Source organism: Thalassobacillus devorans (genome assembly GCF_011761345.1).
Taxonomy (GTDB): Bacteria; Bacillota; Bacilli; order Bacillales; family Halobacillaceae; genus Thalassobacillus; species Thalassobacillus devorans.
Genome location: NZ_JAASRY010000002.1, coordinates 493,315 through 508,763 on the forward strand (window position 1 = coordinate 493,315; position 15,449 = coordinate 508,763).

At 41.4% G+C, this 15,449-nt stretch carries 17 protein-coding genes and 1 riboswitch; of the genes, 15 read left to right on the top strand and 2 right to left on the bottom strand.

Going from position 1 to position 15,449, the window contains the following annotated elements:
• Positions 1 to 149: 149 nt before the first annotated feature.
• Both FHS45_RS09535 and FHS45_RS09540 read left to right on the top strand, forming a co-directional pair.
• The gene (locus FHS45_RS09535; protein WP_062441482.1) at positions 150 to 854 is read left to right on the top strand and encodes a hypothetical protein; all 705 of its coding nucleotides are present in this window, start codon (positions 150 to 152) and stop codon (positions 852 to 854) included.
• 17 nt (positions 855 to 871) lie between these two features.
• The gene (locus tag FHS45_RS09540) at positions 872 to 1,030 is read left to right on the top strand and encodes an aspartyl-phosphate phosphatase Spo0E family protein (RefSeq protein ID WP_148350018.1); all 159 of its coding nucleotides are present in this window, start codon (positions 872 to 874) and stop codon (positions 1,028 to 1,030) included.
• Between the two features lie 42 nt (positions 1,031 to 1,072).
• Here the strand turns inward: FHS45_RS09540 and FHS45_RS09545 are convergent, their stop codons facing one another.
• Positions 1,073 to 1,483 carry a hypothetical protein gene (locus tag FHS45_RS09545; RefSeq protein ID WP_062441480.1) on the bottom strand — a complete coding sequence of 137 codons (411 nt, stop codon included), beginning with the start codon at positions 1,481 to 1,483 and terminating at the stop codon, positions 1,073 to 1,075.
• Between the two features lie 286 nt (positions 1,484 to 1,769).
• On the opposite strand from FHS45_RS09545, the gene FHS45_RS09550 reads away from it, so the two are divergent.
• The 12 genes from FHS45_RS09550 (at position 1,770) to FHS45_RS09605 (ending at position 13,287) form a co-directional block, all read left to right on the top strand.
• On the top strand, positions 1,770 to 2,108 hold the full coding sequence (locus tag FHS45_RS09550) for a hypothetical protein (protein ID WP_148350016.1): 339 nt from the start codon (positions 1,770 to 1,772) through the stop codon (positions 2,106 to 2,108).
• 119 nt (positions 2,109 to 2,227) lie between these two features.
• The gene (locus FHS45_RS09555; protein ID WP_062441474.1) at positions 2,228 to 3,217 is read left to right on the top strand and encodes a LacI family DNA-binding transcriptional regulator; all 990 of its coding nucleotides are present in this window, start codon (positions 2,228 to 2,230) and stop codon (positions 3,215 to 3,217) included.
• 185 nt (positions 3,218 to 3,402) lie between these two features.
• Positions 3,403 to 4,800 carry a sucrose-specific PTS transporter subunit IIBC gene (locus tag FHS45_RS09560; protein WP_062441471.1) on the top strand — a complete coding sequence of 466 codons (1,398 nt, stop codon included), beginning with the start codon at positions 3,403 to 3,405 and terminating at the stop codon, positions 4,798 to 4,800.
• Positions 4,801 to 4,875: 75 nt separating this feature from the next.
• On the top strand, positions 4,876 to 6,333 hold the full coding sequence (locus tag FHS45_RS09565; RefSeq protein ID WP_062441467.1) for a sucrose-6-phosphate hydrolase: 1,458 nt from the start codon (positions 4,876 to 4,878) through the stop codon (positions 6,331 to 6,333).
• A 29-nt stretch (positions 6,334 to 6,362) separates the two neighbouring features.
• On the top strand, positions 6,363 to 7,229 hold the full coding sequence (locus FHS45_RS09570; protein ID WP_062441463.1) for an ROK family protein: 867 nt from the start codon (positions 6,363 to 6,365) through the stop codon (positions 7,227 to 7,229).
• A gap of 131 nt (positions 7,230 to 7,360) precedes the next feature.
• Positions 7,361 to 8,290, top strand: a complete 930-nt coding sequence (locus FHS45_RS09575) for a manganese-dependent inorganic pyrophosphatase (RefSeq protein WP_062441460.1) — start codon at positions 7,361 to 7,363, stop codon at positions 8,288 to 8,290.
• 175 nt (positions 8,291 to 8,465) lie between these two features.
• Entirely contained in the window at positions 8,466 to 9,422 is a 957-nt protein-coding gene (manA, locus tag FHS45_RS09580) for a mannose-6-phosphate isomerase, class I (RefSeq protein WP_062441458.1), read from the top strand.
• A 161-nt stretch (positions 9,423 to 9,583) separates the two neighbouring features.
• On the top strand, positions 9,584 to 11,308 hold the full coding sequence (locus FHS45_RS09585; protein WP_062441455.1) for a phospho-sugar mutase: 1,725 nt from the start codon (positions 9,584 to 9,586) through the stop codon (positions 11,306 to 11,308).
• Positions 11,309 to 11,421: 113 nt separating this feature from the next.
• The gene (locus FHS45_RS09590; protein WP_062441452.1) at positions 11,422 to 11,715 is read left to right on the top strand and encodes a hypothetical protein; all 294 of its coding nucleotides are present in this window, start codon (positions 11,422 to 11,424) and stop codon (positions 11,713 to 11,715) included.
• An 85-nt stretch (positions 11,716 to 11,800) separates the two neighbouring features.
• Positions 11,801 to 11,909, top strand: a riboswitch (cyclic di-GMP riboswitch).
• Between the two features lie 26 nt (positions 11,910 to 11,935).
• The gene (gene sinI, locus FHS45_RS09595; protein WP_166761397.1) at positions 11,936 to 12,097 is read left to right on the top strand and encodes a DNA-binding anti-repressor SinI; all 162 of its coding nucleotides are present in this window, start codon (positions 11,936 to 11,938) and stop codon (positions 12,095 to 12,097) included.
• Positions 12,098 to 12,356: 259 nt separating this feature from the next.
• A complete protein-coding gene (locus tag FHS45_RS09600; RefSeq protein ID WP_062441448.1) occupies positions 12,357 to 12,848 on the top strand; it encodes a hypothetical protein in 492 nt (163 codons plus the stop codon).
• A gap of 226 nt (positions 12,849 to 13,074) precedes the next feature.
• Positions 13,075 to 13,287, top strand: coding sequence for a helix-turn-helix domain-containing protein (locus tag FHS45_RS09605; RefSeq protein WP_062441445.1), 213 nt, complete (start codon positions 13,075 to 13,077; stop codon positions 13,285 to 13,287).
• 207 nt (positions 13,288 to 13,494) lie between these two features.
• Here FHS45_RS09605 and FHS45_RS09610 read toward each other — a convergent pair whose 3' ends face one another.
• On the bottom strand, positions 13,495 to 14,136 hold the full coding sequence (locus FHS45_RS09610; protein WP_062441442.1) for a YigZ family protein: 642 nt from the start codon (positions 14,134 to 14,136) through the stop codon (positions 13,495 to 13,497).
• 161 nt (positions 14,137 to 14,297) lie between these two features.
• On the opposite strand from FHS45_RS09610, the gene FHS45_RS09615 reads away from it, so the two are divergent.
• Positions 14,298 to 15,440: a sensor histidine kinase gene (locus FHS45_RS09615; RefSeq protein WP_062441438.1), complete on the top strand. Its 1,143-nt coding sequence runs from the start codon at positions 14,298 to 14,300 to the stop codon at positions 15,438 to 15,440.
• Positions 15,441 to 15,449: the final 9 nt, after the last annotated feature.

Genomic DNA, 15,449 nt, shown 5'->3' on the forward strand with positions numbered 1-15,449 from the left:
AATTCAGCATCAAGACCAGGCGGAAATTGACGCCTGGTCTTTCATTTTGCCCTGGGCGGCTTAACATTTTAAACATTCTCTCGATATATAAAATAAAGCATTTATTTTAGTGGACGGTTATAATGGAGTAACAAGGGGGTGGGAATTTTATGGAAATGAATAAAGAGTCCGTTGCTATCATTGCTACTATATTCTTGGCCATTGGACTTGCAGTTAGTGGTTTCTTCATCGTCAAAAGCATCCAGGATGGACGGACAGTTTTAACCGCTCAATCCGATTACCAACTACCTCGTGACTCTTATTTACATATGAAAAGAGGATCAATTAATGAGATACATGCTGGAACAATAGCTGAAGATTTTTTCACGGAAAAAGAAGGAGACTCCTTATTAGAGGATTCCGAAACCGCCGAGATAGCTTGGGAACCAGAAGAAACAGAAGTTTTAATTGAAGAAGAAACAAACGAATCTTCTTCATGGGAACCAAATACAAATCAAAGCAACTCAGAAATGAACAGTTCTGCTTCTGGTTCCAGTAGTTCTGCTAATACTAATACTTCTTCCGATAGTGGAAAAAATACAAGCGACGATAATAAGGGAAATTCCACCAGTACAAATAAAGAAGAAAAAGAAAAAGAAGAAGAAAATACTGATATAGAAGAAAAAACTACGTCAGAAGATGATGATACGCAAGAAGAAAACGGAAGGGATGAAAATGCTTCTTCTGGAGAATCAGAAGAAAAGGAAAAGACAGAAGAACAGGATGAAGAAGAGGCGGAAGAGGAAGAAGAGAATGGTCAAAACGGGGATTCCGATAACGAGAATAAAGATCTTGAACAAACCGATGATGAATAGTAAAAGGGGGATTCAGAGTGCTAGGGCTGGCAGAGCTGGAATTTGAAATTGAAAAGTTAAGACAAAAGATGTACCTGTTATATAAAGACAATCCCTCCGATCCTCAGCTGGTCTCGGTTTCCCAGGCTTTAGATGAATTGTTGAACAGGTGGCAATACATCAATCACGAAATGTAAAAAATTAGAAAACGGCCGACGGTATTAACCGTCGGCCGTTTTCTAATTTTCATCATGGCTGCTTATCTGCAACGTTACTTTATTGACACCGAGCACGCGTGCTGCTTCGATCATGTTTTTCGCTTTTGCTTCTGCTTGTTCAAGGGATAGATTAGCTGTTGTAATTTCAAAAGAAGGCGTAGCAATGTTATTTTGTTTTTCCTCAGAGACCTTTGAGGTATTTATTTGCATGTCACTTGATGCTTTTGCTTTATCTTCAGAAGTTACGAAAGACACCATTTCCTGTACATTGTTTTTGTATCGCTTTCCGCGGATTTTTCGGCCATGGTAGACTACATTAGAGTAGGGACAGCCTGTTTCTGCAGCAATCTGGCGGTAGTTTTTGTCTGATTCTTCGAGGAGTTGTTTGACTTGGTTGAGGTCATAATCGTATTTTTTGTTACCCTTTGCCATTTGAATGCTCCTTTATAATTTTTTAAAAATGGAATAGTATTATTTTATCATAAACGAATTTTTTATATTTGTCATATTAATTTTTCGACAGATTGCAACTGGTAAATAATTAATATTGTAGAAAAATTTTTGAGGATATACTTGCTATGATCGATCAGCATAACAATGGGCATCAATAGGTGGGATAAATGTATTAGTTTTTTCAGAAGTTAGATCATACGAAAATATGAAAATGGAAGGAGAGGATTTAGGCGGAATCTGTCGAAATGGTTAGGGAGAAGGAGTGATGGTGCGGATGTCATTGTCGTTTTCACTACAAACAATCCTGATGCCGAATGGAGAACCGTTAATATTTGACCATGGCTTGTTGATTGTTCATGAAGAAAATAATAAGAATTGGTTTGTTATGTTGAACCATGCTGCTGTAACGGAAGAAATAAAGCAGTTATTTGCTGATAATGAGGAATTTGAAATTACGATGGTAACATGGAAGTCTGCTGTATTTATTGGAAAAGTTAAGATTAAGAATTTGTATGAGGAAGACGTCTACATGGACGGCCGCGCTGCCCTCCAGGAACCAGTCCAGCGTGTTATTGAGCTGGATGGAGAGAAAATCGCTTTTTAATACGGGACACCCCGGGTCCTCCAGAATCTGGAGGACCCGGGGTGTGTTATTGGGATGGACATTCGGGTGTATTTGCAATAATATGTACTTAGATTCCATTGGTATGGAGGAAAAGTTTTATGACAACGATCAATGATATTGCAAAAATGGCAAATGTATCACGCACAACGGTCAGTCGTGTGTTAAATAATAATGGGTACGTGAGTGAATCGGCACGAAAACGGGTCATGCAAGTTGTAGAAGAAACCGGCTATATTCCCAGTGTCTCCGCTAAATCATTACGTACCAAACGTTCTGGTGTTATCGGAGTCATCCTTCCTAAAATCAGTACGGAAACAGCCAGCAGGGTGGTGGGAGGCATCAATGAAGTAGTCTCCAAAGAAGGCTTCCAGATTCTTTTGACAGATACCGAATTGCATCACGAGAAAGAAATTGAATATATCCGGCTTCTTCAAAGCCGCCATGTCGATGGCATCATTTTATTAGCAACCAACGTCAACGATCCTCTGCTGCATGCGATTGAGGAGGCGAAACTGCCATTCATTTCCCTTGGTCAGGAGCTGCCGGGAGTCACTTCCATCGTTTATGATGATTACCACGCAGCTGTAGATATGACGACTATGATTCTTCAAAAAGGCCATAAAAAAATAGCCTACATTGGTGTCGGTGAAGAAGATCCTGCTGTTGGTGTGCTTCGAAAAAAAGGATTTATGGATACGATGAAAAAAGCCGGGATAACAGTCGAAGAAAACTGGTGCAGTTACGGTGATTTCAGTATAGAATCCGGTTACGAAAGTATGAAACAAATTATTAATAGCAACCGTGAAAATTCTCCAACTGCCGTATTTGTGGTTACCGATCGTATGGCAATCGGTGCCATGGAATATTTGAAAGAACAAGGTTTTCGCATTCCCGAAGATATGGCCATTACTGGTATTGGAGCAGCAGTCATGTCGAAGTATATTACCCCTTCTTTAACGACCATCGATTATTTCAACAAAGATGCCGGGAGTAAAGCCGCAGAATTGCTGCTTGAACAGTTACAGGGTAAAAATACCAGGAAAAAAATCACGCAAAATTATAGACTGATTAAGAGAGATAGTGTATAGTACAAATCAACAAGTGATATGGAATCGATTACACACGCTGCTCTCTTTTTTTAAATAAAGTGTAAACCGCTTACATGGTTTTATTTTTTCACTTATATGGAATCGATTCCCTAAGGGGTGCTATTATTTTTTTAATGGGTGTGTAATCGATTACACAAATGGATTACCAAAGGAGGATTTATACGATGGCTAGTAATGCTCAAATTGCCAAAGAGGTGCTTGAGGCAGTCGGAGGCGAAGAAAACATTCAGTCTATTGCTCACTGTGCTACCCGGCTGCGGGTAATGGTCCATGACAAGGAAAAAGTGGATGTCGATGCTGTGGAACAAATTGAAAAAGTAAAAGGTGCATTCTATAACTCTGGTCAATATCAAATTATCTTTGGAACTGGTACGGTCAATCGAATTTATGAAGAAATAACGAAATACAATGTGGATGGCACATCCAAATCAGAAATGAAGGAAGAAACAGCTAAGCAGGGGAATACTTTCCAGCGGGCGATTCGAACATTTGGTGATGTATTTGTCCCTATCATCCCTGTATTGGTAGCGACCGGTCTTTTCATGGGGTTACGTGGACTTGTCATGCAGGAAGCAATTCTTTCGTTGTTCGGCTTAACGCCTGAGAGCGTTCCGGAGAACTTCATACTATTTACAGAAGTTTTGACAGATACGGCCTTTATCTTCTTGCCAGCGCTTGTCGCCTGGTCGACGTTCCGAGTATTCGGGGGAACACCGGTCATTGGTCTTGTACTTGGTCTGATGCTCGTATCACCGGCTTTACCGAATGCCTGGGAAGTCGCAGCAGGAGACGCATCACCAATTCCATTTCTAGGTTTTATTCCGGTGGTCGGCTATCAAGGATCCGTCTTACCTGCTTTCATCGCAGGTATCTTGGGTGCGAAACTTGAAAAAGCGCTGCGTAAACGAATTCCAGAAGCACTTGATTTGATTCTCACTCCATTTTTAGTATTACTCGTTATGATCGCAGCGGCATTGCTTGCAATTGGTCCGGTTTTCCACTCGGTGGAAAATTGGATTTTCGCAGGAACGATGTTCTTATTGGAACTGCCGTTGGGACTGAGTGGCCTGCTGATTGGCTTCTTCAACCAAATTATTGTTATCACTGGTGTTCATCACATCTTCAACTTTATGGAAATTCAGTTGCTGGAACGACTCGGTTTCAACCCGTTTAACCCGATCATTACAGGAGCGATTGCAGCACAGGGTGGTGCCGCGCTTGCTGTCGGTGTTAAAACGAAATCCAAGAAGCTGAAAGCATTGTCTTACCCTTCAGCACTGTCTGCATTCTTAGGTATCACCGAACCGGCTATCTTTGGTATCAACCTCCGCTATATGAAGCCATTTGTTATGGGGTTGATCGGAGGTGGTGTATCTGGGTTCCTGGCTGCAATTATGGGATTGAAAGCAACTGGTATGGCGATTACGGTAATTCCAGGAACGTTGTTGTACTTGAATGGCCAGATTTTCGGATACATTTTAGTCAATCTTATTGCAATCGGGACAGCGTTTGTATTGACTTATCTGTTTGGATTCAACGATGAAATGGTAGACAACAAATAACAGAACACGAAGGCCTGGGCACTGTATCCTGGGTCTTCTTCCATTTATAGATTGGAAGGTTAGGAGAGTTTAGCTATGATGAATGACAAAGATTTGCGACAACAAGCCTATCAGGCGGTAGAAAAATCATTGGAAACAGCCCAGGAAGACACATATCGCCAGGGGTTCCATATGACTCCCCCGGTCGGTCTCCTGAACGACCCGAATGGCTGGATCCAATGGCGAGGGAAGTACCACATGTATTTTCAGTGGATGCCGTTTCATACTGGCCATGGCGCCAAATTATGGGGGCATTACAGTTCAGATAACCTGGTCGAATGGAAGCTGGAGCCAATTGCACTGACCCCCAGTGACTGGTTTGATAAAAACGGCTGCTATTCTGGTAGTGCCATTGATCATAATGAAAAATTAAAAGTTTTTTATACCGGAAATGTACGTAATGGCAAAGGGGATAGGGAAACGTACCAGTGCCTGGCAGAATCAGATAATGGCATTGATTTTGTGAAAAAAGGTGTTCGAGTTGAATTGCCTGAGGGGTACACTGCTCATTTCCGTGATCCTAAAGTATGGAACTATGATGACAAATGGTATATGGTAGTCGGCGCTCAGACTTTAGACAAAGAGGGTACAGTAGCTTTCTTCGAGTCGGAAGATTTACAAGAATGGACACATAAAGGTAATCTGGCAGGTCCTGTCAACGGGCTCGGTTATATGTGGGAATGTCCGGATACGTTTCAACTGGATCAACAGGACGTATTAATTTTTTCCCCACAGGGTGTCAAGGCGCAAGGAATTGATTTTAACAATCAGTACCAGACAGGTTATGTGATTGGGAAGATTGATTATGAAAATGGAAAAATGGAACATGGGAGTTTCACAGAATTAGACCGTGGCTTCGAATTTTATGCGCCTCAGTCGATGGTAGATGAGAAAGGGAGACGTCTCCTTGTCGGCTGGATGGGTGTCCCGGATCAAGGGGAAGAGCATCATCCGACTATTAAGCATCATTGGATTCATAATTTGACGTTGCCTCGGGAACTTAGGCTGGAACAGGGGAAACTTTATCAGCTTCCGGTAGAGGAGATGAAGCAGTTGAGATTGAAGCAGCTGTTTGAGCATGAGGTTGAGGCCGAATTCTCTCAGTCTATTGCACGTACTTCTGAACTGGTCATCGAAACAGGGGATTCTTTGGACCATCTAGAGCTTAAACTGTTTGATTTTCTTACACTATCCTATAGTAAAGCAGATGGATATGTGACGCTTGAACGCCCGAACTTAGCATCAGGGGAACCGGAAAGTCGGAGCTGCCGCTTGATTGAAGGGATAAAATATGTGCAAGTGTTCATTGATCGTTCATCTGTAGAAATTTTTATCAATAAGGGTAAAGAAGTCTTCACTACCCGGATGTTTGCTGATCCAGAAGAGCGCCTCCTGAAAGTGAAACAAAAAGGAAATGAACAACTCAAGCTTACAGCCTGGGAGTTAAAGGATAATTGTATCAAACAGGATATAAGCAACTGGTATAATAAATAATAGAAACTTTTATGGGAGGAAGAAAGTCTATGAAACTTGGTGCAATTGAAGCTGGCGGAACAAAGTTTGTGTGCGCAATCGGCGATGAAAAAGGCGAGGTCTTTGAGAAAACTGTCATACCGACAGAAACTCCGGAGATAACGATGCCGAAAGTCTATGAGTTTTTTGATAACACAGGAATTGAAAAGGTGGGTATCGGCAGCTTTGGGCCGATTGATTTGAATGAAGGAACAGGAACCTATGGAACGATTCAGAAGACCCCAAAGACGGATTGGATTGCTTTCCCGTTGGCAGATGAAGTCAGTAAGCATACAGGGGTTCCTGTAGTAGTTGACACCGACGTTAACGTGGCAGCTTTATCTGAATCCCGATGGGGGAATGCCACTGATGTGAATTCCTGCCTTTATATCACAGTTGGTACTGGAATAGGTGCGGGAGCAATTGTAAATGGGGAGACACTAAAAGGATTGTCCCACCCGGAAATGGGTCATATTGCGGTAAGACGTCATGAAAAAGATACCTTCGCAGGAACCTGCCCTTATCATGGTGATTGCCTGGAAGGGATGGCCGCAGGTCCTGCCATCGAACAGCGCTGGGGGAAACCTGGTAAAGATTTAGCAGACGATGAACTGGTATGGGAGATTGAGTCCTACTATTTAGCGCAGGCAATCGTCAATTACATTTATATTTTGTCACCGGACCGGGTGATCATGGGTGGCGGCGTCATGCAGCAATACCATTTGTTTGATTTAATCAGAAGTCATGTAGTAGACATGCTGAATGGTTATGTCAGTTCCCCGTTATTGACTCCGGATCGCATAGATAACTATATTGTGCCACCTGGCTTAACCAATGAGGCTGGCATAAAAGGATCCTTAATTTTAGCAGCTAAATAAACAATAAGCGTGGAGGAACCCTCCACGTTTTTTGGTGAGGGTCCGGGGTGATTCGTTTTCAGCTTTTCTCTCCCTTCTGGAGAGAATGTTTGTTATAATAGCGACATATATCATCAAAAAGGGGTTTTATCATGGCAAAGAAGTTTATTTTCGGACACAAAAATCCAGATACCGACACCATTACATCAGCAATTGTCTATGCTGATTTAAAGTCCAAAATCGGGGAGGAAGTCGAACCGGTTCGCCTGGGAGAAGTTAATGGTGAAACGCAATTCGCACTTGAGCAGTTCGGTGTAGAAGCTCCTCGTCTTATTAAAAAGGCCTCAGATGAGGTAGAACAGGTGATTCTCGTCGACCATAACGAACGTCAGCAAAGTATAGATGACATCGATCAGGTACAGGTCACGGAAGTCATCGATCATCACCGGATTGCTAACTTCGAAACGCAAGGCCCGCTTTACTACCGCGCAGAGCCGGTAGGCTGTACCGCTACTATTTTAAATAAATTATATAAGGAACATAATGTTGAAGTCAGCAAGCAAATGGCCGGACTGATGGTTTCTGCTATCATCTCTGATTCTCTATTATTCAAATCACCGACTTGCACGGAAGAAGATGTGGCAGCGGCAAAAGAATTGGAAAAAATCGCTGGAATTGATGCGGAAAAATACGGACTTGACATGTTAAAAGCAGGAGCGGATATCAGCGATAAAACAATGGCTGAGTTGATCAGCCTGGATGCGAAAAACTTTGACATGGGTGGATCCAATGTAGAAGTCGCACAGGTTAATACGGTCGACACGAGTGAAGTGCTTGAAAACCAGGCGGACATCGAAGCGGAAATGCAAAAAGCAATCGATGAAAAAGGTCTGGACTTGTTCGTGTTCGTCGTAACAGACATCCTATCAAACGATTCTACTGCGGTAGTATTGGGAGGTAAGTCTGCTGCTGTCGAAAAAGCCTTTGATGTGACCTTATCTGAAAACAAAGCAGTCCTCGAAGGCGTTGTTTCCCGAAAGAAACAAATCGTCCCGCCACTGACAGAAGCTTTGTCTTCATAAAAAGTTAGCTTCTCTTTCATTATGAAGGAGGAGCTTTTTTGCATTTCGAAGCATTTTAATACAAGTCGATTTCATCTGGATTATTTTGTTTTCTATCTATGACTTGTATCATTCCTGTGGTGTAGTAAAATTCTTATTAGCATACTATGACTTATCGACAAAAGGAGCAGAATTGATGTATAACGAACCTATTTTTTTAAAACCTGTCTTCAAAGAAAGAATATGGGGAGGGACACAGCTGCGCGAATTGTTCAACTATGACATTCCTTCCGATCAAACTGGAGAATGCTGGGGAATTTCATCCCATGCGAATGGTCCGAATGAAATCGTGAACGGTCCGCTCGCAGGTAAGACATTAACGGAAGCTTGGAAGGAGAACAGGGAGCTGTTCGGCGATCAAGCAGGTGAAGATTTTCCTTTACTGGTCAAAATTCTTGATGCGAAAAAAGACTTGTCTGTGCAGGTACATCCAGATGATACTTATGCAAAGGAAAAAGAAAACGAAGCATATGGAAAGACAGAATGCTGGTATGTAATCGATTGTGAGGAAGGGGCTGAAATTGTCTTCGGCCACCATGCGAAAACCCGTGAAGAATTACAGATGCTGGTAGAAAATGGTGAATGGGGCAAACTCCTGAGAAGGGTAAAAGTTCATCCTGGTGATTTCTTTTATGTTCCGAGCGGTACGATCCACGCAATTGGAGCAGGTGTGCAGATTCTTGAAACCCAACAAAGTTCGGATATTACTTACCGTGTCTACGACTATGATCGTGTCGGTGCTGATGGCAATAAAAGAGAGCTCCATCTAAACGAGTCATTAGAAGTAACTACTGTCCCTCATGAAGATCCTCAGTTGGATCGTGAGTCGAGCAAAGACAAAGGCCTGAAGGAAGAGAGTCTGGTAAAGGCGGATTACTTTGGTGTCGTGCTGTGGGAACTGGACGGTCGTTCTCCTGAATTTCGATTTGAGAAGTATATTTTAGTTAGTGTCATTGAAGGGAAAGGAATGGTCAAAGTTGGCAATCAGCGTCATGCTATCAAAAAAGGGAGCCATTTCATTCTTCCAACAACGATGGAGCCGTTCGAGCTGGAAGGAAAGGCGAAAATGGTCGTTTCCTGGTCCAATAAATAAGAAAAACCTCGAGGTGTAACCATCACCTCGGGGGATTCGCGGTCCTTCGTCACAATAACAATTGTTTTTTAATGCTTTTCGACACGATATGTCATAAAAAAACGAATGGACTCTGATATAATGAGCAGGAGTATATTATTCTAACAAAAAAGGATGATCCTATGACCTGGCAGAATTCATATCAACGTTGGAACGATTTTGATAAGTTAGAAGCAGAAATGCGAACTCAATTGAACCAGATTCAAACAGATGAAGAATCACTGGAAGATGCTTTTTATAAAAATTTGGAGTTCGGTACAGGAGGCATGCGTGGCAAATTAGGGCCTGGTACCAACCGTATGAATATTTATACCATCCGCCGTGCAGCGGAAGGTCTTGCTAGATACATAGAGGCTCGCGGTGAAGAATGGAAGGAGAACGGTATTGTCATTGCCTATGATTGCCGTCATATGTCTAAGGAGTTTGCGATAGAGACTGCGAAAGTCTTAGGCAATCATGGTATTAAAGCGTATGTATTTTCTTCCCTCCGTCCAACACCTGTGTTGTCTTATGCGGTACGTTATTTATATGCGGCTGGCGGTATCGTCATTACAGCAAGTCATAATCCCCCGGAATATAATGGGTTCAAGGTATACAATGAAGATGGTGGACAACTGCCACCCGCTGAAGCCGGCGCAATGATTGAAATAGTGAATCAAATTGAAAATGAATTACAGGTAGAAGCAGCCGATCAAGATGATTTGGAAGCCAACGGCCTTTTGGAATGGGTGGATAAAAAAGTGGATGAGGCATACCTGAAGGAGCTTCGAGGGGTTAATATGAACCCACATATTACCCATGATGCTGGAGAAGATTTTCAGGTAGTTTTCACTCCTTTGCACGGTACGGCAAATGTATTAGTACGCAAAGGACTGGAGCAAGCCGGTTTCAAAAATGTGCATGTAGTTGCAGAGCAGGCAGACCCAGATCCTGAATTTTCCACAGTAGCGTCACCAAATCCTGAAGAGCATCAGGCGTTCGAAATGGCAATCAACCAAGGGAAAAAAGTAGGTGCCGATATATTAATCGGAACAGATCCGGATGCGGATAGACTTGGAGTTGCAGTGCCTGATGAACATGGAGAATACCAGGTTCTGACAGGTAACCAGTTAGGGGCATTGATGCTTGACTACCTGCTTTCCCAGCACCTCGATCTTCCTGACAACGGAATCATGATCAAAACTATTGTCACTTCTGAATTCGGTCGCGCAATTGCATCCTATTATAATATCGAAACGCTCGACACGTTAACAGGATTCAAGTTTATTGGAGAGAAAATACGAGAATTCGAACGGACTGGGGAATATGAATTTTTATTTGGTTATGAAGAAAGTTACGGTTTTCTGGCTAAAGATTTTGCTCGTGATAAAGATGCCGTTCAGGCAGCTGTTCTGGCAACAGAATTGGCATTGTTTTGGAAAGTAAAAGGAAAAACGCTGCTTCAAGCACTGGATGCATTATACAAACGCCACGGCTATTATTTGGAAGATTTGCAATCTATCAAATTAGATGGAAAGCAAGGCGAAGAGAAAATCAAAGCAATCATGGATACCTTTCGCCAAGAGGAGCTGACCGAAGTGGCCGGCTTGAAAGTTCTAGCTGTCGAAGACTATGCATCTTCCCGCAGGTGGGTAGTGAAGACTGGTGAAGAAGAGACCATTACTCTTCCTGCATCGAATGTCTTGAAATTTGTACTTGAGGATGATTGCTGGTTCTGTCTCCGTCCATCTGGCACAGAACCGAAAATAAAATTTTATTACGGCGTGAAATCATCTTCAAAAGCTGACAGCCTGGAAAGACTGGAAAAATTAAAGCAAGCATTAGCCGCCTATTTACCAGCACTATGATGAGTGGGACACGTCCTCCATATATTGGAAGGGCGTTGTCCTTTTTCATTAGTTTCTGATTTGCTTGAAAAGGGAAAATAAATATATCAAGAAATGAGAAAGAAGGGTGAGAAATGCTCCAAAACAAAAGGAATATTCTTAAACTTAAAGAAATCCGGCTTGATGATCAACGTATTTCCTTTCAACGAGCATGCATCGAAAGGTTTGATTACGAGTGGGTAATCGAAGTCATAAACCCAGCTCCTTCCCCTTCAAGCGAGGAGGATAGTTTCGTAACCTCCATCAGTTTTATTCAGGAAGATGGTACGCAGTTTGATGATGTTGATATCGAATCCTTCCAGCTTTCTTCAGAAGATCATGAAAATGTCTACTTATTCCATATGTTCCCGGATGAAAAACAGGACTAATGAACTAGCAAAATGATGATATTTTACTAGATAATTGGTGTGAACCATAGTAAAATAAAAGATATCAGAATATTTTAATAAGTCGCTTTTGAAAAGGCAAACTTATCTAAAGATAAGGACGCAAAGCTACGGGTCTAAGGCCTGCATACGAAGAAAACTACATATTTAATGGCTACGATCGCCGGGCTGCTTAGGGTGATGAGTGATGGAGGGATCATTCATGAGAAGAAATCAGCTGGACAGTCGGTTGGATTTGGAGTGGATAGTGCTGATGGAAGAAGCCCGAGCCTTAGGGATTACGAAAGCGGAAATGGAGCAGTTTTTTAAGTTGAGGGAGAAAAGTGCCCAGGAGAAGCAAATAAATATGATTTTCACCAAATGATAGAACGCCAGATAAATATCGACTGGAAATTGACCCAGAGGATATAAAGTAACAAGACAAGCTGTGTTGGTTTCAGGGCACATGGCTTGTTTTTTTATCTTAAGAAATATATAAGTAAATCTAAAATTTAACCGTATGGATTGGGCGATAAACCAAGTTTTTCTAATTACCAGTATTTTTTACTTTTCATATCTCTCAAAATACGTCATAATATATATAAAATACTGAATATTCAGATTTTAAGGAAGGGTGGTCAGATATGTTATCAATTAAGATGTTGAAGCCCTATTATGTTAAAGACGACGAGCGCTATATCCGAGTCGTTCTGGCCTACCAGTATTTTTCGTTATATGTAGATGGAGAGCTCTATCACTTTGTCCCGCTTGAAGCAAAAGAGATTATTATCGATCGCGATAAAAAGAAAGTACACAATGTCTTGGATATCTTTGTATTTCAACGAGGTAAAAAGATGATTTATGTATCGATCACTGATCTTCTCCAGCTGCCTGACTTTCTGACTCACTTAAATTCGATAGTACGTCCTTATTTGAATGAAAAACCGGAAGCCAAAAGCAATGAACGAAAGGTAGATCCAGTAATGAAAACAAAAAACCAGAAGGAAGAAATGGAATTAGATGTTCTCTTCAAGGAATTAGAGCAACTTAATTTTAGTCGTATGATTGATATGGCTTTGGATAATCGAGACCGGGACACATTTTTTGATTTATTGGATAAAAAGAATTTTGCATAAAAAAAGGCATTCCACATTTTAGTGGAGTGCCTTTTTCAGGAATTACTATTTATGAGAAAAAATAAGTATAGATACATAAAATTGAGATATTGGAAGGAAAATGTTTTCAGAATAACTATTTGACTATTTTCTTTTCCAGGGTAATTCTATATACTTAGAGTAATATTCGTTATAATGAACAAGTGGAATTTAAGTTCTTTCAGGGAAAATGATGAGGGGGGTATTCATGGTTGGGGATCGTATAAAAGAGTTACGAGAGAAGCGTGGCCTGTCCTTAAGTGCGTTAGCTAAGTATTCGGGTGTCTCTAAGTCATACATTAGTAATATTGAACGAGGAATCCAGAAAAACCCTTCTTTAATTGTAATGAAAAAATTAGCGGACACTCTGGATGTTCCCTTAGATGATCTAGCAGCATGGAAAATGGGGAAAGGCGATTGAGCTATCAATGTAATAACCTGTAAGATTCTAAATATATAAATCTGAACAAGCCAGGCACGGTATAATTACTGAACCGGGCTTGTTTTTTTGTCGGATAAATTAACTCTTTTCCTGAAAATATCAGAATAAACTTCATTATTTGACGTTCATATCACAATAGTTTTATTTCCTGGGCAATATTTTGTCAAAAATTAAAGGTGATTAGTTTTACTTACCTGATACATTTTGTTCTATATAACTAACTTCCCCTGGTTGGATGGTGGCCTGATCACTGGTCAGGTTAATGACCCATTTTGAAAATGAATCTTCTAGTCCACTTTTAACAAATACAATGAATTCCACGTTATCCAAATAATTAATATCTTTTAATAAGTAATCTGAATTTCTAAGGCTGTTCTCCAACTTCCCTAGCAGTTTATAATCTGCGGTAACTTTCATTTCCTTCATTAGTTGTCGTTCAACTATTCCGGCAGCCCCAATAGCGGCGGAAACCGTGCTGGAATAAGCTCTGATCAGACCCCCTGCCCCTAGCTTAATGCCGCCGAAATACCTCGTTACAACTACTGCGGTATCTTTCAGTCCCTTTTTCTTCAGCACTTCCAGCATAGGGACCCCTGCCGTTCCACTTGGTTCCCCATCGTCATTAGCCTTTTGAATCAAGTCGTGTTCCCCAATCAAGTACGCGGAGCAATTATGAGTAGCATCGTTATGTTTTTTCTTAATTTCCTGGATAAACTGTTGGGCTGCTTCTTCTGTCTCGCAACGCTTTATGTATCCAATAAACCGTGACTTTTGGATGGTTATTTCTTCAGAACCTTCAGCTTTTACTGTATAATAGCTTTCTAACATAGTTAAAAAAACCTCCTAAGAACTTTATTATATAAGGGTTTCTATTTACCGGCAAATAAATTAACCATAAGATCTCCCAATAAATAAATTCCAGCAATACCCCCATAAAAATACTTAGGAAATTCGAATGAGTATGTGAATATTGATGGAGGAGTCGAGTGATGAAAGAGACGAGAATTGAGGAAAAAGCACTTGATCAAGTCATTGAAGAAATGATTGATAATGTCACAAACAGCAAGGATGAGATCTTCCATATAGGAGAAGAGTCCCGCGGTGAATTTGAAAAAATTCAAAAAGATCTGCAAGAGACAAAAAGGCAGGTCATTTCTCTCATTGATGAAGGGGACAAGCTCGAACAGCGGGTCCGATTATCCCGAATGCGTCTATCTGAAGTCAGTAAATATTTCGATCAATATTCAGAAAGCCAGATCCGTGAGGTTTACGAACAGACACACCAGTTGCAAATGGATCTGTCTGTTAAGAGAGAAAAAGAAAAGCAGTTGAGGGAACGGCGGAATGATCTTGAGCGACGGCTGAAAAGTCTGGAGTCTACAGTGCAGCGTGCAGAAGGTCTGGTAAGTAAGATATCGGTTGTTCTTAATTACCTGAATGAAGATTTTCGCAATGTCTCGGAGGCTTTGGAAGACGCAAAGGAAAAGCAGGAGTTTGGCTTGCGTATTATCGAGGCCCAGGAAGAAGAGCGCAGGAAACTTTCGAGGGAGATCCACGATGGACCAGCTCAAATGCTCGCCAACGTAATGATTCGATCTGACCTTGTGGACCGGACATTCCGTGAACGTGGAGTTGACGAAGCATTGGCTGAAATAAAAAGTGTTAAGCAAATGGTTCGATCTGCTTTATACGAAGTACGCCGGATCATATATGATTTACGGCCGATGGCATTAGATGACCTTGGTTTAATCCCCACGCTGAAAAAATATTTACACACGGTAGAGGAATACAATGACAACTTAACAGTTCCTTTTACCAATATAGGGAAAGAAAGGCGTATCGACAGCAAGTATGAAATTGCGTTGTTTCGCCTGGTGCAAGAAGCTGTCCAGAATGCAGTGAAGCATGCGGAGGCTACGGAAATCCTGGTAAAAGTAGAGTTGAAGGGGAAGGCTGCAATTTTAATCATTAAGGATAATGGCAAGGGATTTGACACTGCCGTAAAAAAAGATGAATCATTCGGGCTTTTAGGAATGAAAGAGCGTGTCGATATGCTGGAAGGCGAGCTTACCATTGATTCTAAAATTGATGAGGGAACGGTCGTTATTATCCAGGTCCCTTTAGAGAGGTAATTTTAGGTA

Bases quoted from the DNA above. Each gene is read 5' to 3' on its own strand.
- FHS45_RS09535 (WP_062441482.1), top strand. From the start codon at position 150: ATGGAAATGAATAAAGAGTCCGTTGCTATCATTGCTACTATATTCTTG.
- FHS45_RS09545 (WP_062441480.1), bottom strand. From the start codon at position 1,483: ATGGCAAAGGGTAACAAAAAATACGATTATGACCTCAACCAAGTCAAA.
- FHS45_RS09550 (WP_148350016.1), top strand. From the start codon at position 1,770: ATGGTGCGGATGTCATTGTCGTTTTCACTACAAACAATCCTGATGCCG.
- FHS45_RS09555 (WP_062441474.1), top strand. From the start codon at position 2,228: ATGACAACGATCAATGATATTGCAAAAATGGCAAATGTATCACGCACA.
- FHS45_RS09560 (WP_062441471.1), top strand. From the start codon at position 3,403: ATGGCTAGTAATGCTCAAATTGCCAAAGAGGTGCTTGAGGCAGTCGGA.
- FHS45_RS09565 (WP_062441467.1), top strand. From the start codon at position 4,876: ATGATGAATGACAAAGATTTGCGACAACAAGCCTATCAGGCGGTAGAA.
- FHS45_RS09570 (WP_062441463.1), top strand. From the start codon at position 6,363: ATGAAACTTGGTGCAATTGAAGCTGGCGGAACAAAGTTTGTGTGCGCA.
- FHS45_RS09575 (WP_062441460.1), top strand. From the start codon at position 7,361: ATGGCAAAGAAGTTTATTTTCGGACACAAAAATCCAGATACCGACACC.
- manA (WP_062441458.1), top strand. From the start codon at position 8,466: ATGTATAACGAACCTATTTTTTTAAAACCTGTCTTCAAAGAAAGAATA.
- FHS45_RS09585 (WP_062441455.1), top strand. From the start codon at position 9,584: ATGACCTGGCAGAATTCATATCAACGTTGGAACGATTTTGATAAGTTA.
- FHS45_RS09590 (WP_062441452.1), top strand. From the start codon at position 11,422: ATGCTCCAAAACAAAAGGAATATTCTTAAACTTAAAGAAATCCGGCTT.
- sinI (WP_166761397.1), top strand. From the start codon at position 11,936: ATGAGAAGAAATCAGCTGGACAGTCGGTTGGATTTGGAGTGGATAGTG.
- FHS45_RS09600 (WP_062441448.1), top strand. From the start codon at position 12,357: ATGTTATCAATTAAGATGTTGAAGCCCTATTATGTTAAAGACGACGAG.
- FHS45_RS09605 (WP_062441445.1), top strand. From the start codon at position 13,075: ATGGTTGGGGATCGTATAAAAGAGTTACGAGAGAAGCGTGGCCTGTCC.
- FHS45_RS09610 (WP_062441442.1), bottom strand. From the start codon at position 14,136: ATGTTAGAAAGCTATTATACAGTAAAAGCTGAAGGTTCTGAAGAAATA.
- FHS45_RS09615 (WP_062441438.1), top strand. From the start codon at position 14,298: ATGAAAGAGACGAGAATTGAGGAAAAAGCACTTGATCAAGTCATTGAA.